General features: G+C 68.8%; 22 protein-coding genes. 18 read left to right on the top strand and 4 right to left on the bottom strand.

Features of this window, described 5'->3' with window-relative positions; all coding sequences use genetic code 11:
* Positions 1–150 precede the first annotated feature (150 nt).
* Positions 151–1,509, bottom strand: a complete 1,359-nt coding sequence (gene radA / locus J4H86_RS19310; RefSeq protein WP_236539277.1) for a DNA repair protein RadA — start codon at positions 1,507–1,509, stop codon at positions 151–153.
* 61 nt (positions 1,510–1,570) lie between these two features.
* Positions 1,571–2,191, bottom strand: a complete 621-nt coding sequence (locus J4H86_RS19315) for a class I SAM-dependent methyltransferase (protein ID WP_236539278.1) — start codon at positions 2,189–2,191, stop codon at positions 1,571–1,573.
* Between the two features lie 139 nt (positions 2,192–2,330).
* On the opposite strand from J4H86_RS19315, the gene J4H86_RS19320 reads away from it, so the two are divergent.
* The 11 genes from J4H86_RS19320 (at position 2,331) to ccsB (ending at position 13,636) form a co-directional block, all read left to right on the top strand.
* Positions 2,331–3,239: a sugar phosphate isomerase/epimerase family protein gene (locus J4H86_RS19320; protein WP_236539279.1), complete on the top strand. Its 909-nt coding sequence runs from the start codon at positions 2,331–2,333 to the stop codon at positions 3,237–3,239.
* Between the two features lie 98 nt (positions 3,240–3,337).
* On the top strand, positions 3,338–4,123 hold the full coding sequence (locus tag J4H86_RS19325) for an ABC transporter ATP-binding protein (RefSeq protein WP_236539280.1): 786 nt from the start codon (positions 3,338–3,340) through the stop codon (positions 4,121–4,123).
* On the top strand, positions 4,120–4,851 hold the full coding sequence (locus J4H86_RS19330) for an ABC transporter permease (RefSeq protein WP_236539282.1): 732 nt from the start codon (positions 4,120–4,122) through the stop codon (positions 4,849–4,851). Before J4H86_RS19325 ends, J4H86_RS19330 begins: the two co-directional genes overlap by 4 nt.
* A gap of 80 nt (positions 4,852–4,931) precedes the next feature.
* Entirely contained in the window at positions 4,932–5,735 is an 804-nt protein-coding gene (gene proC, locus J4H86_RS19335) for a pyrroline-5-carboxylate reductase (protein WP_236539283.1), read from the top strand.
* Between the two features lie 117 nt (positions 5,736–5,852).
* Positions 5,853–7,031, top strand: coding sequence for an acetoin utilization protein AcuC (locus J4H86_RS19340; protein ID WP_236539284.1), 1,179 nt, complete (start codon positions 5,853–5,855; stop codon positions 7,029–7,031).
* Between the two features lie 13 nt (positions 7,032–7,044).
* Entirely contained in the window at positions 7,045–7,893 is an 849-nt protein-coding gene (locus J4H86_RS19345; protein WP_236539285.1) for a phosphatase, read from the top strand.
* 286 nt (positions 7,894–8,179) lie between these two features.
* Positions 8,180–8,383 carry a helix-turn-helix domain-containing protein gene (locus J4H86_RS19350; RefSeq protein WP_236539286.1) on the top strand — a complete coding sequence of 68 codons (204 nt, stop codon included), beginning with the start codon at positions 8,180–8,182 and terminating at the stop codon, positions 8,381–8,383.
* Between the two features lie 1,098 nt (positions 8,384–9,481).
* A complete protein-coding gene (locus J4H86_RS19355) occupies positions 9,482–10,129 on the top strand; it encodes a TlpA family protein disulfide reductase (RefSeq protein ID WP_236539287.1) in 648 nt (215 codons plus the stop codon).
* A complete protein-coding gene (locus J4H86_RS19360) occupies positions 10,126–10,983 on the top strand; it encodes a cytochrome c biogenesis CcdA family protein (RefSeq protein WP_236539288.1) in 858 nt (285 codons plus the stop codon). The genes J4H86_RS19355 and J4H86_RS19360 overlap by 4 nt, the downstream gene beginning before the upstream one ends.
* 133 nt (positions 10,984–11,116) lie before the next feature.
* Entirely contained in the window at positions 11,117–12,658 is a 1,542-nt protein-coding gene (gene resB, locus J4H86_RS19365; protein ID WP_236539289.1) for a cytochrome c biogenesis protein ResB, read from the top strand.
* Positions 12,659–12,676: 18 nt separating this feature from the next.
* Positions 12,677–13,636: a c-type cytochrome biogenesis protein CcsB gene (ccsB, locus tag J4H86_RS19370; protein ID WP_236539290.1), complete on the top strand. Its 960-nt coding sequence runs from the start codon at positions 12,677–12,679 to the stop codon at positions 13,634–13,636.
* Positions 13,637–13,816: 180 nt separating this feature from the next.
* Here ccsB and J4H86_RS19375 read toward each other — a convergent pair whose 3' ends face one another.
* Together J4H86_RS19375 and J4H86_RS19380 are read right to left on the bottom strand one after the other, a co-directional pair.
* Positions 13,817–14,164: a PLD nuclease N-terminal domain-containing protein gene (locus J4H86_RS19375; RefSeq protein WP_236539291.1), complete on the bottom strand. Its 348-nt coding sequence runs from the start codon at positions 14,162–14,164 to the stop codon at positions 13,817–13,819.
* Between the two features lie 63 nt (positions 14,165–14,227).
* The gene (locus J4H86_RS19380; RefSeq protein ID WP_236539292.1) at positions 14,228–14,422 is read right to left on the bottom strand and encodes a BldC family transcriptional regulator; all 195 of its coding nucleotides are present in this window, start codon (positions 14,420–14,422) and stop codon (positions 14,228–14,230) included.
* A gap of 287 nt (positions 14,423–14,709) precedes the next feature.
* Here J4H86_RS19380 and J4H86_RS19385 point away from each other — a divergent pair, with 287 nt between their 5' ends.
* The 7 genes from J4H86_RS19385 to J4H86_RS19415 all read left to right on the top strand — a co-directional run bounded on the left by J4H86_RS19385 (position 14,710) and on the right by J4H86_RS19415 (position 20,526).
* Positions 14,710–15,078: a DUF4229 domain-containing protein gene (locus tag J4H86_RS19385; RefSeq protein ID WP_236539293.1), complete on the top strand. Its 369-nt coding sequence runs from the start codon at positions 14,710–14,712 to the stop codon at positions 15,076–15,078.
* Between the two features lie 99 nt (positions 15,079–15,177).
* Positions 15,178–15,891, top strand: a complete 714-nt coding sequence (locus J4H86_RS19390; protein ID WP_236539294.1) for a demethylmenaquinone methyltransferase — start codon at positions 15,178–15,180, stop codon at positions 15,889–15,891.
* Positions 15,892–16,121: 230 nt separating this feature from the next.
* Positions 16,122–17,429, top strand: coding sequence for a geranylgeranyl reductase family protein (locus J4H86_RS19395; protein WP_236539295.1), 1,308 nt, complete (start codon positions 16,122–16,124; stop codon positions 17,427–17,429).
* 37 nt (positions 17,430–17,466) lie between these two features.
* Positions 17,467–17,826 carry an NADH-quinone oxidoreductase subunit A gene (locus tag J4H86_RS19400; RefSeq protein ID WP_236539297.1) on the top strand — a complete coding sequence of 120 codons (360 nt, stop codon included), beginning with the start codon at positions 17,467–17,469 and terminating at the stop codon, positions 17,824–17,826.
* Between the two features lie 21 nt (positions 17,827–17,847).
* Complete coding sequence (locus J4H86_RS19405; RefSeq protein WP_236539298.1) at positions 17,848–18,408, top strand: NuoB/complex I 20 kDa subunit family protein; 561 nt, start codon at positions 17,848–17,850, stop codon at positions 18,406–18,408.
* Positions 18,401–19,192, top strand: a complete 792-nt coding sequence (locus J4H86_RS19410; protein WP_236539300.1) for an NADH-quinone oxidoreductase subunit C — start codon at positions 18,401–18,403, stop codon at positions 19,190–19,192. Before J4H86_RS19405 ends, J4H86_RS19410 begins: the two co-directional genes overlap by 8 nt.
* On the top strand, positions 19,189–20,526 hold the full coding sequence (locus J4H86_RS19415; protein ID WP_236539302.1) for an NADH-quinone oxidoreductase subunit D: 1,338 nt from the start codon (positions 19,189–19,191) through the stop codon (positions 20,524–20,526). Before J4H86_RS19410 ends, J4H86_RS19415 begins: the two co-directional genes overlap by 4 nt.
* The last annotated feature ends 5 nt before the right edge of the window (positions 20,527–20,531 follow it).

Below are 20,531 nucleotides of genomic sequence, written 5' to 3' on the forward strand. Positions count from 1 at the left end.
CCGGGAATGGGGATCTCGGCGAAGCGTCGGCCCGCACCGCCGTGCCCGCGGGCGCCGCCGCGTCGATCCCTCCGGAGCCGTCCGCCGCGCGCGTACCGTGCCCGGATCGAACCGAGGGCCGGCCGAGGACAACGGCCCCGGCCGGCGGCCCTACTCGGTGGCGCCGGAGATGGCGCGGTCCAGGGCGCCGCGGAGATCGTCCACCCCGATGGACTGGATGCCGGGGACGGGCGCCTCACTGTGGCGGGGCACGATGGCGTGGGTGAAGCCGAGCCGGGCCGCCTCGGCGAGCCGGCGTGGGACGCCGCTGACCGCGCGGACGTCACCGGCGAGGCCCACCTCACCGATGGCGACGATGCCACGGGGCAGGGCGACGTCGGTGACGGAGCTCGCCAGCGCCAGGGCCAGGGCGAGATCCACGGACGGTTCCCCCAGTCGGACACCGCCGACGGTCGCCGCGTAGACGTCGGTGTTCGCGATGCGCAGGCCGGCGCGTCGTTCCAACACGGCCATCACCATGGCCACCCGGGACGCGTCCAGTCCGGACGTCGCGCGCCGGGGCTGGGGCAGGGCGGTCGGGGCGACCAGTGACTGGACCTCGGCGATGAGGGGGCGGCGCCCCTCCAGAGTGACGGTGACGCACGATCCGGAGACCGGGTCGTTGCGTCGGGTGAGGAAGAGTCCGCTTGGGTCGGGCAGTCCGAGGAGGCCGGAGTCGGTCAGTTCGAAGCACCCGATGTCGTCGGTCGGGCCGTAGCGGTTCTTCACCGCCCGCAGGAGCCGGAGCCGGGAGTGGCGATCTCCCTCGAACTGCAGCACCACGTCGACGAGGTGCTCGAGTACCCGTGGTCCCGCGATGCCTCCGTCCTTGGTGACGTGGCCGACGAGGACGGTCGCGATTCCGCGCGCCTTGGCCTGACGGATGAGCGTGGTGGCGACCTCCCGGACCTGGGTGACCCCACCGGGCGTGCCCACGACGGAACTGGCGCTCATCGTCTGCACGGAGTCCACGATCAGGAGCCGTGGGCGGATCTCCTCGGCGTGGCTGAGCACGGTCGCCACGTCGCCCTCGGCGGCGAGGTACAGGGACTTCGACAACGCCCCGAGCCGGTCCGCGCGCAGACGGACCTGACTGGCGGACTCCTCACCCGTGACGTACAGGACGGGGCCCGCGTCGGCACAGAGGGCCGCGACCTCCAGCAACAGGGTGGACTTGCCGACCCCCGGCTCGCCGGCGAGCAGCAGAACCCCGCCGGGGACGATTCCCCCACCGAGGACGCGGTCCAGTTCCTCCATGCCGGTGGGTATGGCGTGCGCCGCCTCGACCCCGATCTCCTCGATGGGTTGCGCCGGGGCGGTGACGCGCGCCGGGGCGACACCGCCGGTAGCCGGCGCGCCCGTCTCCTCCACGCTGCCCCACGCCTGACACTCCGGGCAGCGCCCGACCCACCGCGGGGTGGTCCATCCGCACTCCCCGCACCGGTAACTGGTCTTCGCCGACTTCGCCATAGATGGCACGCTAGTCGCTCCCGGGGACACGCTCCGCCGCCCGGTGGGGGGATGTGGACGCCTACGGGTACTCGCGCCACCACAGGTTGACGGCGTAGTCGACGCCGAGGCCGGGATGCGCCGCGATGATCTCCGCCGCGAGCCTGGGCGGGAACTCGATCCGGACCACCGACTCGAAATCCGCCCGGGACTCGAATTGCCACCGAATGTCCAGTGAGCGGCGCTGGAATCCCTGGGTGCCCCAGAATCGCTCCACGCGGTCCGGGCGATAGTCCGGAAGGAATCGGCGAAACCAGGAACCGAACGTACTGCGGCTCGCGTCATTGTCAATGACGAAGGCGACACCGCCGCGGCGCATCACGCGTCGTAGTTCCGCCAAACCCGGTTCACAGCCGGGACCGAAGAAGTAGGCCCATCGCGCGTGGGCGACGTCGACTGAGGCGTTTGCCACAGGGAGTTCCTGTGCGACCCCAGTATGGACGGCGACGTTGCCCATCCGCGCGACCCGGGTTCGGGCGGCGGACGCGAGCGCGGAATGCGGCTCCACGCCGGTGACGTTGTAAGCGGTGTGCGCGAACAACGGGAGGTGGAATCCTGTCCCGCAGCCGATGTCGACGACGTGTCCCGCGTCCCATGGCCGGATCTCACGCATGGCGGACGTCAGGACACCATCCGGATCCACGGCACGATTCTCGATCTCGTATGTGCGTGGATTCTTCCAGATATTCGGGCTCGGTACAGCCCCCCGAAGCGCATGGACCACAGTTCGAGACTAGTCTTGGGGGATTGGTCGTTTGCCGCCGCGCAATAAGGTTGATCGCGTGAGCCCAATCCAGGTCCCGGGCGCCCCCGTGGTGTTGTCTACGGCGTCGGTCTATCCGGAGAAGACTCCGGTGGCCTTCGAGATCGCCGCACGCCTCGGTTACGACGGCGTGGAAGTCCTCGTGTCGTCCGACCCCGTGAGTCAGGACGTCGACATGTTGCGGCGCCTGTCGGACTACCACCAGGTGCCGGTGCGCGCTGTGCACTCGCCCTGTCTGGTGGTCACCCAGCGGGTGTGGGGGCGTGACCCGTGGGAGAAACTCTTACGTTCCAAGGAGATGGCGGAGGCGCTCGGCGCGGAGGTCGTCGTGGTCCATCCCGCCTTCCGCTGGCAGCGGGACTACGCCCGCGAGTTCGAGGCGGGCGTGGAACGAATGCGTGAGGAGACCGCCGTCACGTTCGCGGTCGAGAACATGTATCCGGTACGGATGCGGGGCAAGGAGGTCTCGCCCTACGCGCCGGACTGGAACCCGCTCGAGCGCGACTACCCCGACATCACCCTGGACCTGTCGCACACCGCGATGTCCGGTTCCGACGCAATGGACATGGCCAAGCAGCTCGGTGACCGACTGAGCCACGTCCACGTCGCCGACGGTCTGGGTGGACAGAACCTCGACGAGCACCTGATCCCCGGCCGCGGCAACCAGCCCTGCGGAGAACTGCTGGAACACCTGGCGTCCAAGGGGTACGAGAACCAGTTGGTGCTCGAGGTCAACACCCGCAAGGCCGCCAACCGTGAGGCCCGCGAGCTGGAACTGGCCGAGGCACTCGCCTTCACCCGACTGCACTTCGCGGGAGCCGCGCAACGCCCCCGCCGAACCCCCGACGGCGCCGGTGCCGCGCCCGACGAGGACCCGCACCGCACCTGGCGGGTGAGCCCCGACGGCACTGTCGTCGGCGCGGGCTGACTCCCGAACCCCTCCTCCCCTGACGTCCTCTGTGGTGTCGCACCCGGTCATGCGGGTGTGTTCCGTGTGACGTCGCCGAGCCGGGGGATACCCATGCCATGACCGGCGTGTGGTCGGACGCGGTGCTCCGCGCCGACGAACTGCGGGTACGCCTCGGCGGAACCGAGGTCCTGCGCGGTCTGTCCTTCGAGATTCCCGCTGGTGCGGTGGTTGGCCTGCTGGGGCCGAGCGGTTCCGGCAAGACCACCGTGATGCGCGCCGTGGTCGGGGCCCAGACGATCGCCGGTGGCTGGTTGTCCGTGCTCGGACGTCCCGCGGGTGATCCCGCGTTGCGCCGGCTGATCGGATACGCCGCGCAGACACCGGCCGTGTACGGCGACCTCACCGTCCGGCAGAACCTGCGCTACTTCGCGTCGGTGCTCCGCGCGCCTCGGGGCGACGTGCGACGGGTTCTCGCAGAGGTGGCGCTGGAGGACGAGTCCGGGCGACGCGTCGACCGTCTCTCGGGTGGGCAGCAGACCCGAGTGAGCCTCGCCGTCGCCCTGTTGGGGACGCCACGGCTCCTGGTCCTGGACGAGCCCACGGTCGGGCTCGATCCGGTCCTGCGTGAGGAGCTGTGGGCCATCTTCCGACGCCTGGCGGACCGGGGCAACACGCTGCTGGTGTCCAGCCATGTCATGGACGAGGCCGAGCGGTGTGACCGGCTGCTGCTTCTGCGTGGCGGTGAGCTGGTCGCCGCGACGACCCCCGACGAGCTCCGCGGCGCCACCGGGCGTGCGGACATGGACTCGGCGTTCCTCGCCCTGATCCGCGGGAATGGCGGGGGGAATCGAAGGCGGCCGGACGGGGACGAGCACGGTGACCGGGGAGGCGACCTCGGATGAGTCCGACCCTCACCTGGGCGACGGCCGTGCGGATCCTTCGCCAACTGGCGCACGATCCGCGCACCATCGTGATGATGTTGCTGGCGCCGCCCTTGCTGCTCTTCCTGATGCGCTACGTGTTCGACGACGAACGCTTCTTCGACGAGATCGCGCCCAAGCTCATCGCGATCTTCCCGTTCCTGGTCATGTTCCTCGTCACGTCGATCGCGACTCTCCGGGAGCGGCGCAGCGGCACGCTCGAACGGCTGATGACGCTGCCCATCGGAAAACTCGACCTGTTGGTCGGCTACGCGGTGGCGTTCACTCTGTGCGCGGTCGTCCAGGTGTCCCTGGTCCTCCCCGTCGCGTTCGCGCTGGGGTTGGACATCGCGGGATCGGTGCCCGCGTTGGCCGGGATCGCTCTCATGGACGCGGTTCTCGGGGTGGCGTTCGGGCTCTTCCTCAGTGCTTTCGCACACACCGAGTTCCAGGCCGTCCAGTTCCTCCCCGCGTTCGTCCTGCCCCAGATCCTGTTGTGTGGCCTGTTCACCCCCCGCGACTCGATGAACGTCGTCCTGGAATGGATCTCCAACGTGCTTCCCCTGTCCTACGCCGTTTCCGCGATCGACGGCGCGACCCAGTCCACGGAGTTCACCTCCGACGTGTGGGGCGACCTCGCGGTGGTCGCGGGCTTCATCGCGGCGGCGCTGGTGCTCGGGGCCGTGACGCTGCGTCGCCGCACCCGTTGAACGCCGTAGTGGTGGCGGGGAGCCCGGACCTGGGTCGGTCACCGGCGCGGTTACCGTGGAGGGACTCAGGGGGTGGATTGATGATCGCGATTCTTGGTGCGGGAAAGATGGGCGAAGCCCTGATGTCCGGTCTGCTGGGCAGCGGCACCGACCCGTCCACGGTGCTGATCACGGAGCCGCGGGACGACCACGCGGCCCAGATCAGCGCGAAGTACGGCGTCGAGGCCGTGCCGGCCGACGTCGCCGTCACGCGCGCGGACACGGTGATCCTCGCGGTGAAGCCGCAGTCCATGAGCGCGCTGTTGCGCGAGGTGGCCCCCCTGGTCCGCGACGACCAACTCCTCGTGTCGATCGCGGCCGGGATCAGTACCGAGTCCGTGGAGCGGCACCTGTCCACCGCCGGACGCAAGGCCGCCGTCGTCCGCGCGATGCCGAACACGCCCGCCCTCGTCGGCCAGGGCATGACCGCGATCGCGGGGGGGACCCACGCCCTCGAGGAGCACCTGGACCAGGCCCGGCGGCTGCTGGAGACCGTGGGGGAGGTCGTCCGCGTCGCTGAGTCGAGCATGGACGCGGTCACCGCGCTGTCGGGCAGCGGCCCGGCGTACTTCTACCTCATGGTGGAGAGCATGGTCGACGCCGGTGTCCTGGAGGGCCTGCCCCGGGACACGGCCGAACGCCTCGTCGTCCAGACCATCAGTGGCGCCGCCGCCATGCTGCGGGAGTCCGGTGACGACGCCGTGGTGCTCCGGCGCAACGTCACCTCGCCGGCCGGGACCACCGCCGCGGCGCTCCGCGAGCTGGAACGCTCCGGGTTCCGGTCCGCCGTCGCCTCGGCGATAGAGGCCGCCCGTAATCGGGGGCACCAGCTCTCCCGAGAGTGACGCTCGACACTCTCGTCGCTTCTCCACACCGGGAATTGGGTGTTGGCGGCGGTGAACAACGGCCAGGTAAGGTTGTGATCACTGTCATCCCAAATGCCGGCGGTGTGAGGAGAGGTTATGGGCGATTCGCTGCTGGTCTCATGGGATGAGGGGCTGACCTCCTACAACTTCGGTCCCCAACACCCCATGGCACCGGTCCGGGTGGAGCTCACCATGGAGCTGGCGCGCTCCCTGGGCGTGCTCGACGCCCCCGGTGTCTCCCTCAACGGCTTCGCACCGGCTACCGCCGAACAGTTGGAGATGGTGCACAGCCGCGCCTACGTCGACGCGGTGCGCCTGGCGGGGGAAACCCTGCGGCCCGACGACGCCCACGCCCTGGGGACCACGGACAACCCCGTCTTCCCACACATGCACGAAGCCTCCGCGCTCGTGGCCGGTGGGTCCATCGCCGCGGCGCGCGCGGTGTGGACGGGGGAGGCGGACCGAGCCGCTAACATCGCGGGCGGCCTGCACCACGCCATGCCGGAGAGCGCCTGGGGATTCTGCGTCTACAACGACGCGGCGCTCGCCATCGCGTGGCTGTTGGACCAGGGAGCGAAACGTGTCGCCTACGTCGACATCGACGTGCACCACGGGGACGGGGTCCAGACGGCGTTCTACGACGATCCACGCGTCCTGACGATCAGCCTGCACGAGTCCCCGGTCACCCTCTTCCCGGGAACCGGGCGCCCGAGCGAAATCGGTGGACCCGAGGCCGAGGGGTCGGCGGTGAACGTCGCCCTGCCCGCCGGGACGGACGACGCCCGGTGGCTGCGCGCGTTCCACGCCGTCGTGCCGCCGCTGCTGGAGGAGTTCCAGCCGGAGATCCTGGTGACCCAGCAGGGCTGCGACACCCACGCCCTGGACCCGTTGGCCAACCTGATGTTGAGCCTCGACGGGCAGCGTCTGGCCTACACGGCCATGCACGACTTGGCGCGCCGTACGGCGGGAGGGCGCTGGGTGCTACTCGGCGGCGGTGGATACGAGGTGGTCCGGGTCGTTCCGCGCGCGTGGACGACCCTGCTCGCCGAGGCGGCCGGGGTCCCGTTGCCCCCCGAGACCGAGACACCGGAGTCCTGGCGTACGTTCGCGATGGAACGCACGGGAGAGGTGCCCCCCACGGCGATGACGGACGGACGCAGTCCGAGCTTCACCCCGTTCGAACGCGGCTACGACCCGGGCGACCCGGTGGACCGGGCGATCCAGGCGACCCGCGGCGCGGTGTTCCCCTCACACGGCATCGACCCCCATCTCTAGGATCGGGGATCTGATGCCCACAGGGGACCCACCGGCGCCGACACGGACGGAACTGGTGCGCTACCTGGTCCACACGGGGATCGCCGGCCAGGTGGACACCCCCCGGGAGAGCAACCTGCGCAGCTACCGCAAGCTCGCGGAGGGGATCCCGTACTACCAGTTCGGGCTGACCTTCAGGCGCGCCTGGTCCCCCCGCGAGATCCTCGCCCTCATGTCCAAGAACTGCGGCGTGATCGCCGACGAGCACTACCTCCGCGGTATGGACACGATCGACCCGGACCGGACCGCGGACGGTCTCGAGGCCGTCGCCGACCGGTTGGCCGTGGCGGCGCGTCGACGGGAACGCGTGCTCTTCGCCACCGGCCACCCCGCGAACCTCCTGCACACCTACCGGCGGTGGCGGTCGGTGGCGGTGGCGGCCGGCGCCAACGCCATCACGCCGGCTCTGGGGGCGACCTACGAGGTGCGCAGCGACCGAGGGCGGCTGCGGCGGGTGGTGGAGTGGCAGCACGGTGTCGGGTACGTCAGCGACGGTTCGGCGCCCATTCACAGCCATCACCCCGACGGGATGCACGCGATGATCGCCGCCTGTGGTGAGGAGCGACCCGACCTGGTCGTCGCCGACCACGCGTTCGCCGGTGCCGCGGCGGAGGCGGGGATCGAGGTCGTGTGTATCGCGGACTGCAACGACCCGGCCTTGTTCGTGGCCGCCGCGGAGGACAAGGTGCACACCTGCGTCCCGCTGGACGACGGCTACGACACGGAACGCTACGCGCCGCTGGCCAGCTACGTCGCTGACCGGCTCACCGACGCGGTGGGTGCCGGGGGAGCGACGTCCGCGAGCGGCGCCGTGGGCATCTGACCCTGGTTCTCGGCGAATTACGGTCGTCCGGTCGAACCTACGGGACTCAGGAGAGAGTTCGTACCTCGATGTAGCCATCGGGACAGGCAATCCAGTCTTTCAATGGCGTGAACCGCGACTTAGCCTGAAGACGGACGTGGAAGTAGTGACCGCACAACACACAAGCGCGGCGTGGGCCGGGGGATCCCTAACGTCGGGATGTTTCAACCCCGGACAGAACGGGGATTCGCCGCGTGGGGCAGAAGGCAGGGACGGCAGCACTCACGTCCGGAAATGAGGGCGTCGAATGAGTGGGAGTAAGGCTCCTCTGGAAGAGATTCAATTCCTGACCGTGGCCGAGGTGGCCACGATCATGCGTGTTTCGAAGATGACCGTGTATCGAATGGTTCACTCCGGCGCACTCCCCGCGATTCGGGTGGGGCGCTCCTACCGGGTGCCGGAGCGTGCCGTACATGACTATCTACGTGAGGCGTTCGTCGAGGCGGGGTAGTAGCAAGGCAGGCAGCGGTAAGCCGAAATTACTCGCGCGTGGCGGGGCTGTAAAGACCCAGTAGTCCCCACGGTTCCGCCCGCCGAGTCACCGGGATTCCGGCCCGCGGTACCGACCAGACCCCCTTCGGGTTCGTGGGCTCCCGAAGTTTTTCCTTCGACCGCGGCGGCGGTATGTGAATTCGCGTGCGTTCTACGCACCGTTGCCCGCGCCTGGCACTGGTGCGCCAATCGCGGGACGACGAGGGACGCGCCTCGCCCCGCGGGCGAACAGCCGTGCGCTGTTCGTCCGCGCGCGAACGGCGTCGCCTCGCGCTACGAGCTCCCCAGGTCGGGCAGGATCGGCCGGAGCGAAATCACGTCGCGTTACCCCTGGTGATCATGGAGTCACGGGTGTAGCTTGCGGTGCATCGGCGGGACCTCGATCCGGTCGAGCCTCACTCCGGTGCGGAGCGGCCCCGTCACCCGTGGTGCTCGGTGCCGACTTCGCGGAAGACGGCGCCCCGCAGGGCGCGAACGGACCGGGTCCGCGCGCCCACGTCCCTGAACCCACACTGTCGTCGCGTGGACACCGCGACGGCCCCACGGGGAGGCTCAAGCACGAGGGAGACGGAGCCTCCCCGCCCGCACCACCCGCTGTGGCCGCTGGACCGGCCGTAGCGGCTTCCACTGGGGAGGCCCAACTTCGAGGGGGAATCGGGCCTCCCCACCCGCCGCGGCTGGACGGGAACAACCGCGGCGGACCCCAGGAGGAGGCCCGCCGTTTCGGGTTGGCGCCGGACCTCCTCCTGCCGGGAGGCCCGTCCCGATTCGGGAACCGGGTCGGGCCTCCCACCCCACTCCGGAGGTCTCCCCGGTATACCAGCGGCGGAGCGACCAGTCGTGTCCGTTTCCCAGTCCTGCCGGTGTACCCCCATATCGTGGGCCCGTGCTGCCCTGTCGCGGGCCCACCTCCCCCTCGGGGGCGCGGTGGGTGCCGAGTGAGGCACCCACGGGTCGAAGGGGTGATCCGAAGCCGAGCTCTCGGGTGTCACCGCAGGTCAAACCGCACTCGGGGGGCTGAATCCGGTCCTCCGGACGTGACTACTACACTTTGTCGTTGACTGGCCAGACTGCCTCCGAACTGGGATCTCTCCTTATGTCGTCCCTGCATGGCGCCTCCGGGCGCAAGGTCCTTTCCGTCGTCGCTGTCTCCTGTGCGTTGCTCCTGGCGGGCTGCGGGGGGACCGACGACGCGCAGAGCGCCGCCAGCGACACGCGATACGTGGAGGGCGACGGGGCCGCGACGGCGTTCGACATCGACGAACGCGTCGACGCTCCCGATGTCAGCGGAGAGTCACTCGACGGGGAACCGGTCGCGCTCGACGACTACGCCGGCGAGGTCCTCGTCGTCAACTTCTGGGCGAGCTGGTGCGCGCCCTGCCGGGCGGAGAAGCCTGTCCTGGACGAGGTGCTGACCGAGTACGGTGACGACGGCCTCAACATCCTCGGGGTCAACATCAAGGACAACGAGACCGCGGCCAACCAGTTCGCCGAGTCCTTCGATCTCGCTTACCCGAGCCTGTTCGACCAGCCGGGCCAGGTGCCGCAGGCGTTCCGGGACACGGTGCCACCACAGGCGATCCCCAGCACGCTGATCCTGGACCGGGAGGGGCGGATCGCCGGCAGGGTCATCGGTCAGGTCGACTACACCACCCTGACCGACCTCGTGGAACCCGTTCTCGACGAAGGGGAGTCCTCCTCGTGAGCCTGACGGAGACCGTGCTCACGGGGTCGGTGCTGCTGGCCGCCCCCCTGGCCTTCGCGGCCGGAGTCGTGTCCTTCTTCTCCCCGTGCATCCTGCCGCTGGCACCCGGATACCTGTCCTACGTGGCGGGCATGTCGGGCACGGAGGCGGCACGGGGTTCCTCCCGCCCGTCCTCATCCGCGGACGGTGCGGCGTCCGACTCGGCGACGGCGGTGAAGGACGGAGCGGGCGCGGGAAGCGCGCGTACCGCCACCCGCCCCGCGGACATCTCACCGCGCCGGGCACCAATGCTGGTGGGAAGTCTGCTCTTCATCGGCGGCTTCACCGTAGTGTTCATGGCCGCCGGGGCGTTCATCGGCGGAGTCGGCGGGGTGCTGCTGGACTACGCCGATCCGATCAGCCGCGTGCTCGGCGTCATGACCATCCTGCTCGGGCTCTCCTTCATGGGGGTACTACCGGGGTTCGCCCGTGACCTGCGTATCCACCATCGTCCGGCGGCGGGGTTCGTGGGCGCCCCCCTCCTGGGCGTGCTGTTCGGCCTCGGATGGACGCCCTGCATCGGACCCACCCTGGCCGCGGTGCAGACGCTCGCCTTCACCGAGGGCAGCGCGATGCGCGGCGCCGCGCTCGCCCTGTTCTACTGCGCGGGACTGGGACTGCCGTTCGTCGCCGCCGCGATCGCCTACGGGCGGGCGGTGCGCACCTTCGACGTGATGAAGCGCCACTACCGTACGGTGATGAGGATCGGCGGGGGCATCATGATCGCCCTCGGTCTAGCCCTGGTCACGGGACTCTGGACGGAATTCACCGCTCTGGCCCAAGGATGGGCCGCGACCTTCACGACGGCGATTTGACGTGACATCGACACCGACGACCACGCCCGATTCGGCCGACGCCGCGTCCGGCGGAACGCGACCACCGACATCCACCCCACCGGCCCTGTCCCTCCGTGGCTGGGCCCGGTGGATCTGGAACAGCCTGACGTCCATGCGGACGGCTCTCATCCTGCTGTTCCTCCTCGCCCTCGCCGCCATTCCCGGCTCGATCCTGCCCCAGCGAGAAGTGAGCGTGGAGCAGGTCCAGAACTACTACCTCGACAACCCGGACCTCGCGCCGTGGCTGGAGAGGTTCTACCTCTTCGACGTCTACTCCTCGCCGTGGTTCGCGGCGATCTACCTGCTGCTGTTCGTCTCCCTGGTGGGCTGTGTGCTGCCGCGGATGGCCAAGCACTTCCAGGCCATGCGCTCCCGCCCGCCGAAGACCCCCAAGGTGTTCTCCCGCCTGCCGTACTCGGCGCGGTTCACCACGTCGGAGCCCCCGGAACGGGTCGAGGCCGAGGCCCGGCGGTTGCTGCGTGGCTACCGGGTGGATTCCGGCGGCGACGAGTCCCCGGAGGGGCGAACGGCCGGGGACACCGGAGACGAGGAGGACGACGACGCGACGTCCGAGACCCGGCCGACCACACGCTGGGTCGCCGCCGAACGCGGATACCTCCGGGAGACCGGCAACCTCGTGTTCCACATGTCGCTGGTCGGACTACTCCTCGCCTTGGCGATGGGGTCGCTGTTCGGCTACCGCGGCAACACCCTCGTCGTGGAGGGCGACGGATTCGCCAACGCGGTCACCTCCTACGACAACTACTTCCCCGGCAGTCTGACCGAGCCGGAGCACCTCGCGCCGTTCACCATGTGGCTCGACGACTTCACGGCGGAGTTCCACGACGAGGGCCCGGTCACCGGCCAGGCCGCGGACTTCGAGGGGCAGGTGCGCTACCGCGCCGCCCCCGACGCCGAGGAGGGGGAGCACGTCCTCAAGGTGAACGATCCGCTGAGTGTGGACGGCACACAGGTCTACCTCCTGGGCACCGGGTACGCCCCCGAGTTCGAGGTCCGCGACTCCCGCGGTGAACTGGTCTACGACCAGCCCGTGCCGTTCCTCCTGCGTGACGAGTTCACCTACATGTCCGACGGTGTGCTCAAGGTCCCCGACGCCGACCCGGACCAGCTCGGGTTCGTCGTCGAGTTCGCGCCGACCGCCGGGGAGGGGGGCGACGGTGAGTTGGTCTCCACCTTCCCCGAGGCCCGCGACCCGGCTGTCTCGATGGAGGCGTATGTTGGCGACCTCGGCCTGGACTCGGGTGAACCCCAGTCCGTGTACCGGCTCTACGCCTCCCAGATGGAGTCGATCGGGGAGTCACCGGTCCTGGAACTGGGGGACACCTGGGACCTGCCGGACGAACAGGGATCGGTGACCTTCACGGGTTTCCGCCCGTTCATGACGCTCCAGGTGAACAGTGACCCGGGACGGATTCCCGCGCTCGTCGCCGCCTCGGCGGCCGTCGCGGGCCTACTGGTGATGTTCCTGGTGCGACCGCGACGCTGCTGGGTACGCGCGCGACGCGACGCCACGGGACAGACCGTGGTCGAGATCGGGGGGCTGGAACGTACGGGCGACGGTGCGGCGGACGAGTTCCACGAGATGACCCGAGAGCTTCAGCGCCGAACGGGACAGCGGACGGATAAGGAATAGGTCGTGGATTCATTTTTGATGGCTGAGAATCCCGGGGCGGCGAGTCTCAGCGACGTCCTGGTCATCGCGATGATCGTCGCCTATGCCGCGGCGTTGTTCTTCTTCGCGATCGAGGCCGCGGTCGGCCGACAGCAACGCCTGAAGCAGCGCACCCTCGTCACCGCGGGCGCCAGCGACGACGGGCTGGAGGTGAACCTGCGCGAGCCGGAGAAGCCGACGTCCGCGCCGCGGCACGTCCTGGGCCTGGTGGCGCTGGGGCTGACCATCCTCGGCTTCGTCTTCAACCTCGGGCAGATCGTCGCCCGTGGTGTCGCGGCGGACCGTTGGCCTTGGGGCAACATGTTCGAGTTCGTCGTCGCCATCTGCCTGTGCTCGGTGGGCGCGTTCCTCTACATCGCCATCCGACACCAGGCGCGCTACCTCGGGGCCTTCGTCATGGTCCCGGTCGTCCTGCTCCTGGGGATCGCGGTGCGGTGGCTGTACGCGGAGCCCGGCCCCCTTGTTCCGGCACTGCACTCCTACTGGATCGCGATCCACGTCTCCGCGGCCATCGTCGCCACCGGCGCGTTCATGGTCGCCGGCTCCGCGACCATCACCTACCTGCTGTCGTACCGCACCGAGGCCCGCCAGGCGCGGGGTGAGGTCGTGACCGGGATCGCGGCCCGCCTCCCGAGCTCCGAGCTGCTGGACAAGGTCGGGCACCGACTGGTGATCTTCGCCTTCCCGCTGTGGACGTTCGCGATCATCGCGGGCTCCGTCTGGGCGGACGAGGCGTGGGGACGGTTCTGGGGATGGGACCCGAAGGAGGTCTGGTCCTTCATCACCTGGATCGTCTACGCGGCCTACCTCCACGCGCGCGCGACGGCCGGTTGGCGCGGACCGAAGTCGGCGTGGATCAGCCTGGCCGGATTCGCGTGCCTCATGTTCAACTTCTTCGCGGTGAACTATCTGTTCTCCGGACTGCACTCCTACGCCTAGGGCCTGACACGCGACGCGCCCCCTGGTGGACACCGACGGGTGTCCACCAGGGGGCGCGCGTGTCGGTGGCGGCGGATCCCCCTGACCCTGCCGGCTCGCGAAGCCTCTCGACCGGGCCGCCGAGGCCGGACACGGAGGTTGGTGGTGCCCACTCTCCCCGACATCCGGTCCTGGGGGCGGTCAGTCCTCGGGGTTGATCCGCCGATTGATGTCGCGCAGGAAGTCGGGGTCGTCGTCCGGTCCAATGGGCCCTCCGCCCCGCTGTGTGCCCCCGGTGGGCTTCGGGCTGGAGGGTGTCCCGCTGGCGGGCCCGGCGGTGGGGGCGGCGTTGCTCGTCGCCAGCACGCGGGGGCGACCGAAGAACAGCCACAGCAGCGCGCCGATCTGGAGCAGGAGCACGATCACGGCCACCCACGCCAACTTCGGGAGGGTGCGTACCTCGGTGGAGGGCGTGGTCAGGGCATCAAAAAGGGAATAGACCCACAGCACGACCGCGGCGAGGGCGAGGGCGACTCCGACCAATACCATAGGACCAGCCTATCCGCCGGTGCCACGCTTCGGTCGGGTGGTCGGCAGGTGGTCCACCACCCGTCAGCGAGCCAGGTCCGGAGCCTCCCCGTGCAGGAGCGCGTGGACCTCGGATTCACGAAAGCGTCGATGTCCCCCCGGGGTACGGATGCTGCTGATCCGTCCGGACGCGGCCCAGCGCGTCACCGTTTTGGGATCAACCCGGAATAGTGATGCCACTTCGCCGGGCGTCAGGAGACGCTCGCTCGTGCTTTCCACCTTTTCCCCCTTCGGAAGCCTTCCATGGGTGGCCGGCGTGTCACTGGGTACTAGTGTGCATTAGTACGTCCGTTTCCTGCCCGGTTTTCGCAAAAAACGACGTATGAAGTCCAAGAAGTCCCCAATGTGATTCGACCGTAATGATCGCCGAGGGTGACAGCTATTTCATCGCGCGCCGACCGGCGGCGCCGAGCGGCGACCCCCATCATCCCAGGTCCGCAGGCGCGGGTACGGTGGGAGTCGACCCAGTACACCCCTGTCTCCTGCCGCTGTGAGGGCGATTAGAGTTGCGAAGCGTTATCACTTACACGGGCGCGCGGCTGCTGCTGTTCGTGGCCGCCTTCGGTCTCGTTTACATGCTCGGTGGTCGCGGTGTGGTGGGTCTCGTGATCGCTCTGGTGATCAGTGGACTCGCCAGCTATGTGCTGCTCGCCGGACAGCGGGACGCGATGTCGCGTTCTATTGTCGAAAGGATCAGTCGACTCAGGGGGGTCGGCCAACGCCTCGACGAGGCGGCGGCGAAAGAGGACCCCGTCGCGGACACCAACTCCCGTGGCCCCGAGACCACGTCCGAGTCCGCCGCTGAGGTCCCTGAGTCGCAGACCCCGGAGACGGGGAGCTCTCCGAGTGCGGCACACGATACACCCAAGCCCTAGATCACATCCCCGTTCGCCGGATCTCCGTCCCCAGGGACACGGGACCTGACCCGTGGGTCGACGACACCACGTCGTCGTCCACCGCTTACTCTGGGGACCATGAGCCGCGCTGACCTCGACAAGGACCCGCACGCCGTCTCGACGATGTTCGACCAGCTCGCCGAGCGGTACGACCTGCTCAACGACGTGCTGTCGCTCGGGCAGGACCGCGTGTGGCGCCAGACGCTCGCGCGGGAGCTCGCCGCCGTCAGTGGTGAACTCGTACTCGACCTCGCGGCCGGAACCGGAACCTCCTCCGAGAGCTTCGCCCGCGACGGCGCCCGGGTGATCGCCTGCGACTTCTCGCTGGGCATGCTCGAGGTCGGCGCGCGGCGGCGCGGTGGTGCCTCCCGATCGGGGGTCACCTGTGTCGCGGGGGACGCCCTCCACCTCCCGTTCGCGGACCGGACGTTCGACGCGGTCACGATTTCGTTCGGACTTCGCAACGTCGCCGACGTCGACCACGCGCTGGGGGAGCTACTCCGCGTCACCAAGCCGGGCGGTCGGCTCATCGTCTGCGAGTTCAGCCATCCCCGGTCACGAATTCTCGACGTCGTCTACAGCCGGTACCTTCTCGCCGGCATTCCGTTGATCGCGCGGCGTCTCACCCCGAATCCGGAGGCCTACGAGTACCTCCCGGAGTCGATCATGGCCTGGCCGAACCAACCCGCGTTGGCGTCACACCTGGGCAAGGTTGGATGGGAGAGGGTCGCGTGGCGCGACCTCACCTTCGGGTCCGTGGCGTTGCACCGTGGATACCGCCCCACGGACTAGTGCGCGGAGTCAACCCGGACATCGGTCGAGTATCGACGGACCCGTGCGCCGTCCGTGACCGATATGTCCGCTTAATTCCCATGCCTGCATAAATATCGGTTACCAGCCCCGGGTTCGCTTGTGGCGGGGGTAACGGTCTACACTGCGGAAGCAATGCTTGTGAAGTGCTTCACAAGCGCACCTGTGTATGCCATATCCCTCTGAACGGCCACGATGGGCAGGATCCCGCAATGGGCGACACCGCGCACCCCGCGGCCGCGCGCTCCGGCGAAAAGCGTGGGGAGTCCGCCGACGTAATTGTCGTCGGCGCCGGTCCCGCTGGCGCGGCCACGGCGCACTATTTGGCGCGTGCGGGTCTCGACGTTCTTGTCTGTGAGAAGTCGACGTTCCCGCGCGAAAAGGTGTGCGGTGACGGGCTCACGCCCAGAGGGGTGAAGCAGCTTCACAAGTTGGGTGTGGATTTCTCCGGCTCTGAGTGGATTCGCAACCGCGGACTGCGCGTCATCGGTGGCGGTGCTCGTCTGGAACTCCCGTGGCCCGAACTGGCGGATTTCCCCAATTTCGGCCTCATGCGGGTCCGTCGGGGGCTCGACGAGACCGTCGCCCGCCACGCCCAAGCCGCCGGCGCCCGAATTCGGCAGGGAACCAACGTCCGGGCCCCCATCGTCGACGACCGCACCAACCGCATCGTCGGGGTGCGCGCGGAGGGGCGGGAACGGGAGCCCATGGAGTTCCGGGCGCCGCTGGTGGTCGCCGCGGACGGCAACTCCTCCCGCCTGGCCGTGACGATGGGCGTACGCAAGCGCGACGACCGCCCACTCGGCGTGGCCCTGCGTACGTACTTCACCAGTCCTCGCCACAACGACGACCACTTGGAGTCGTGGCTGGAGCTCTGGGACACGACATCGTCGCGAGAAACCCTGCTGCCCGGCTACGGCTGGGTCTTCGGGGTGGGCGACGGCACGAGCAACGTGGGGCTGGGCATCCTCAACTCCACGCGTTCCTTCGGGCGAGTGGACTACCGATCGCTGCTGCGACGGTGGACCCGGAGTATGCCCGAGGAATGGGGTTTCACCGAGGAGAACCAGCAGGGACCCATTCGCGGCTCCGCGCTGCCGATGGGGTTCAACCGCACACCGCACTACGCACGCGGCCTGCTACTCGTCGGCGATGCCGGGGGAATGATCAATCCGTTCAACGGTGAGGGGATCGCCTATGCGATGGAAGCGGGTGCTGTCGCGGCCGAGGTCGTGACCGACGCCCACGCGGCGGCCACGACCCAGGCGCGCGAACAGCTACTGCGGGCCTATCCGCGAATCCTGCGGTCGTCCTACGGCGGCTACTTCACCTTGGGACGACATTTCGTCACCGTTATCGGTCAGCCGGAGTTCATGCGGCTCGCGGCGCGGTACGGGCTGCGGCAGCGGACACTGATGCGTTTCGCGCTGAAGCTCCTGGCGAATCTGACCGACCCGCACGAAGGGGACGCGATGGACCGGGTCATCAACGGATTGTCCAGGCTGGCCCCGGCCGCCTGACGCGTGAGAGTCCGACACAGAGGGGACCAGCGGGCAAATGGAGCTGTACACACCCATCCTTGTGCTGGGTGGCCTCGCGGCGGCATTCGGGGTCGTATCCCTGTTGGCCGCACAGATGGCCGGGCCCAAGCGATACAACAGGGCGAAACTCGACGCCTACGAGTGCGGGATCGACCCCACTCCGCAGCCGGCCGGCGGCGGGCGTTTCACCGTCAAGTACTACCTGACGGCGATGCTTTTCATCGTCTTCGACATCGAGATCATCTTCCTCTATCCGTGGGCGGTCCATTTCGACGCTCTCGGCTGGTTCGGGTTGTTCGCGATGGTGCTCTTCCTGGTGAACGTGTCGATCGCCTACGCCTACGAATGGCGCCGCGGCGGACTGGAGTGGGACTGATGAGTGCGAAAGGGGACCGGGATGGGTGTTGAGGAGAAGCTCCCGAGCGGTGTCCTGCTGACAACCGTCGAGCAGATCGTCGGAGCGGCGAGACGCGCCTCGGTGTGGCCCGCGACCTTCGGGTTGGCGTGCTGCGCGATCGAGGTGATGGCCACCGGTGGACCGCGGTTCGACCTCGCGCGTTTCGGTATGGAGCGCGCGTCGGCCACTCCACGCCAGGCCGACCTCATGATCGTCGCGGGGCGGGTCAGTCAGAAGATGGCGCCCGTGCTACGCCAGATCTACGACCAGATGGCCGACCCCAAGTGGGTCATCTCCATGGGCGTGTGCGCGTCCAGTGGAGGCATGTTCAACAACTACGCCATCGTCCAGGGGGTCGACCACGTCGTCCCGGTCGATGTCTACCTACCCGGGTGCCCCCCGCGTCCGGAAATGCTGATCGACGCCATCGTCAAGCTGCACGACCAGATCCAGAACACCAAACTCGGCGCGCATCGCGAGCGACAGATCGACGAGCTCGAGGAGCGCCAGCTACGTACCCTCCCCTTGATTGACCAGCGTGGCGGAGCCCAGCATGACTGACCGGAAACCGGCCGAGGAGCCGTCGGAGGACGAGCACGGGCAGCGGGACCAGGCGGACCAGGAGCCGGAGGAGAACCTCCCCGAGGTAGCCGGGCAGCGTCGCCTGGAGGCGCGCGTGCGGCGGCGGGGAATGTTCGGGGCCAACACCACCGGAGACACCTCTGGCTACGGCCGGCTGCTGGTGCGCGAGAGCCCTCCGCCCCGCAGCGGTCGCCCCTACCGTGACCCCGACGACCCGCGAACCGCCTCCTTCGACGTGCTCGCCGACGCGCTCGAGGCGGCCCTGGAGGCCGACGGCCGTCCCATCGCCGACCTGGTGGAGCGGGTGGAGGTCGACCGAGGCGAGCTGACCTTCCACGTGCCGCGGGAGGCGCTGCGGGCCGTCGTCAGCGCGCTGCGCGACGACCCCGCGCTGCGGTTCGAACTCTGCCTGGGCGTCACCGGGGTCCACTACCCCGACGACACCGGGCGTGAGCTGCACGCGCTCTACCACCTGCGGTCGATCACCCACAACCGTCTGCTGCGGGTGGAGACCACCTGTCCCGACTCCGACCCGCACGTGCCCTCCGTGGTGGACATCTATCCCACCAACGACTGGCACGAGCGTGAGGCCTGGGACTTCTTCGGCATCATCTTCGACGGACATCCGGCGTTGACCCGCATCGAGATGCCCGACGACTGGCAGGGGCACCCCCAGCGCAAGGACTACCCACTGGGCGGGATTCCCGTGGAGTACCGCGGGGCGAAGGTTCCCCCGCCCGACCAGCGGAGGTCGTACTCATGACCACCCACACCGGCGACCCCCACACCTCCGAGGACGCGCGGGAACGCGTGTTCAACGCGGTGGGCGCGGACTGGGACGAGGTCGCGGCGGCGGCCCGCGAACCCGACACCGACCGCCTCGTCATCAACATGGGGCCACAGCACCCCTCCACCCACGGGGTGCTGCGCCTGATCCTCACCCTGGACGGCGAGACCGTCACCGACGCGCGTGCCGGTATCGGCTACCTGCACACCGGCATCGAGAAGAACATGGAGTTCCGCACCTGGACCCAGGGCTCCACGTTCTGCACCCGCATGGACTACGTGATGCCGCTCTTCAACGAGACGGCGTACTGTCTCGCGGTCGAGAAACTGCTGGGCATCACCGACGAGGTCCCCGAACGGGCCACGGTCATCCGCGTGCTGATGATGGAGCTCAACAGGATCTCCTCGCACTTCGTGGCGATCGCGACCTTCGGCCTCGAGCTCGGGGCCTCCACCGTGATGCTCAACGGATTCCGGGAACGCGAGATGGTCCTGGACATCTTCGAGATGATCACCGGCCTGCGGATGAACCACGCCTACGTGCGCCCCGGCGGTGTGGCGCAGGACCTGCCCAGCGGGTCCAGCGGGAAGATCCGCGAGTTCCTCAAGATCATGCCGCAGCGGATCCGCGACATGCGCAAGCTGTTGGACGAGAACCCGCTGTACCTCGGGCGGACCCGCGACGTCGCCCACCTCGACCTCACCGGCTGCATGGCCCTCGGCGTCACCGGCCCCGTGGTACGTGCCGCCGGCCTCGGCTGGGACCTGCGCAAGGCCCAGCCCTACTGCGGATACGAGAACTACGAGTTCGACGTGCCCGTCTCCGAGGGGTGCGACGTCTACGCCCGCTACCGAGTCCGGATCGCGGAGATGGAGCAGTCGCTCGGCATCATCGAGCAGTGCCTGGACCGGCTGGAGGGGCTGAAGTCCCAGCCCGTCATGATCCAGGACGCGAAGATCGGGTGGCCCGCCCAGCTCACGATCGGCCCCGACGGGATGGGCAACTCGCCGGACCACATCGCCCACATCATGAGCGGCTCGATGGAGGCGCTCATCCACCACTTCAAGTTGGTGACCGAGGGCTTCCGGGTGCCGCCCGGGCGGGTCTACTCGGCCATCGAGAGCCCGAAGGGCGAGCTCGGCTGCGTCGCCGTGAGTGACGGGGGAACCCGTCCCTTCCGCGTGCACTTCCGGGACCCGTCCTTCACCCACCTGCAGACCATCGCCGCGATGTGCGAAGGCGGCGCCGTCGCCGACGTCATCGCCGCGGTGGCCAGTATCGACCCCGTGATGGGAGGCGTGGACCGGTGAGCGTG

The sequence above is a fragment of the Spiractinospora alimapuensis genome (assembly GCF_018437505.1).
GTDB lineage: Bacteria > Actinomycetota > Actinomycetes > Streptosporangiales > Streptosporangiaceae > Spiractinospora > Spiractinospora alimapuensis.

Coding starts and splice junctions, on each gene's coding strand:
- radA (WP_236539277.1), bottom strand. CDS start 1,509: ATGGCGAAGTCGGCGAAGACCAGTTACCGGTGCGGGGAGTGCGGATGG.
- J4H86_RS19325 (WP_236539280.1), top strand. CDS start 3,338: ATGACCGGCGTGTGGTCGGACGCGGTGCTCCGCGCCGACGAACTGCGG.
- J4H86_RS19330 (WP_236539282.1), top strand. CDS start 4,120: ATGAGTCCGACCCTCACCTGGGCGACGGCCGTGCGGATCCTTCGCCAA.
- proC (WP_236539283.1), top strand. CDS start 4,932: ATGATCGCGATTCTTGGTGCGGGAAAGATGGGCGAAGCCCTGATGTCC.
- J4H86_RS19340 (WP_236539284.1), top strand. CDS start 5,853: ATGGGCGATTCGCTGCTGGTCTCATGGGATGAGGGGCTGACCTCCTAC.
- J4H86_RS19345 (WP_236539285.1), top strand. CDS start 7,045: ATGCCCACAGGGGACCCACCGGCGCCGACACGGACGGAACTGGTGCGC.
- J4H86_RS19350 (WP_236539286.1), top strand. CDS start 8,180: ATGAGTGGGAGTAAGGCTCCTCTGGAAGAGATTCAATTCCTGACCGTG.
- resB (WP_236539289.1), top strand. CDS start 11,117: ATGCGGACGGCTCTCATCCTGCTGTTCCTCCTCGCCCTCGCCGCCATT.
- ccsB (WP_236539290.1), top strand. CDS start 12,677: ATGGCTGAGAATCCCGGGGCGGCGAGTCTCAGCGACGTCCTGGTCATC.
- J4H86_RS19375 (WP_236539291.1), bottom strand. CDS start 14,164: ATGGTATTGGTCGGAGTCGCCCTCGCCCTCGCCGCGGTCGTGCTGTGG.
- J4H86_RS19390 (WP_236539294.1), top strand. CDS start 15,178: ATGAGCCGCGCTGACCTCGACAAGGACCCGCACGCCGTCTCGACGATG.
- J4H86_RS19395 (WP_236539295.1), top strand. CDS start 16,122: ATGGGCGACACCGCGCACCCCGCGGCCGCGCGCTCCGGCGAAAAGCGT.
- J4H86_RS19400 (WP_236539297.1), top strand. CDS start 17,467: ATGGAGCTGTACACACCCATCCTTGTGCTGGGTGGCCTCGCGGCGGCA.
- J4H86_RS19405 (WP_236539298.1), top strand. CDS start 17,848: ATGGGTGTTGAGGAGAAGCTCCCGAGCGGTGTCCTGCTGACAACCGTC.
- J4H86_RS19410 (WP_236539300.1), top strand. CDS start 18,401: ATGACTGACCGGAAACCGGCCGAGGAGCCGTCGGAGGACGAGCACGGG.
- J4H86_RS19415 (WP_236539302.1), top strand. CDS start 19,189: ATGACCACCCACACCGGCGACCCCCACACCTCCGAGGACGCGCGGGAA.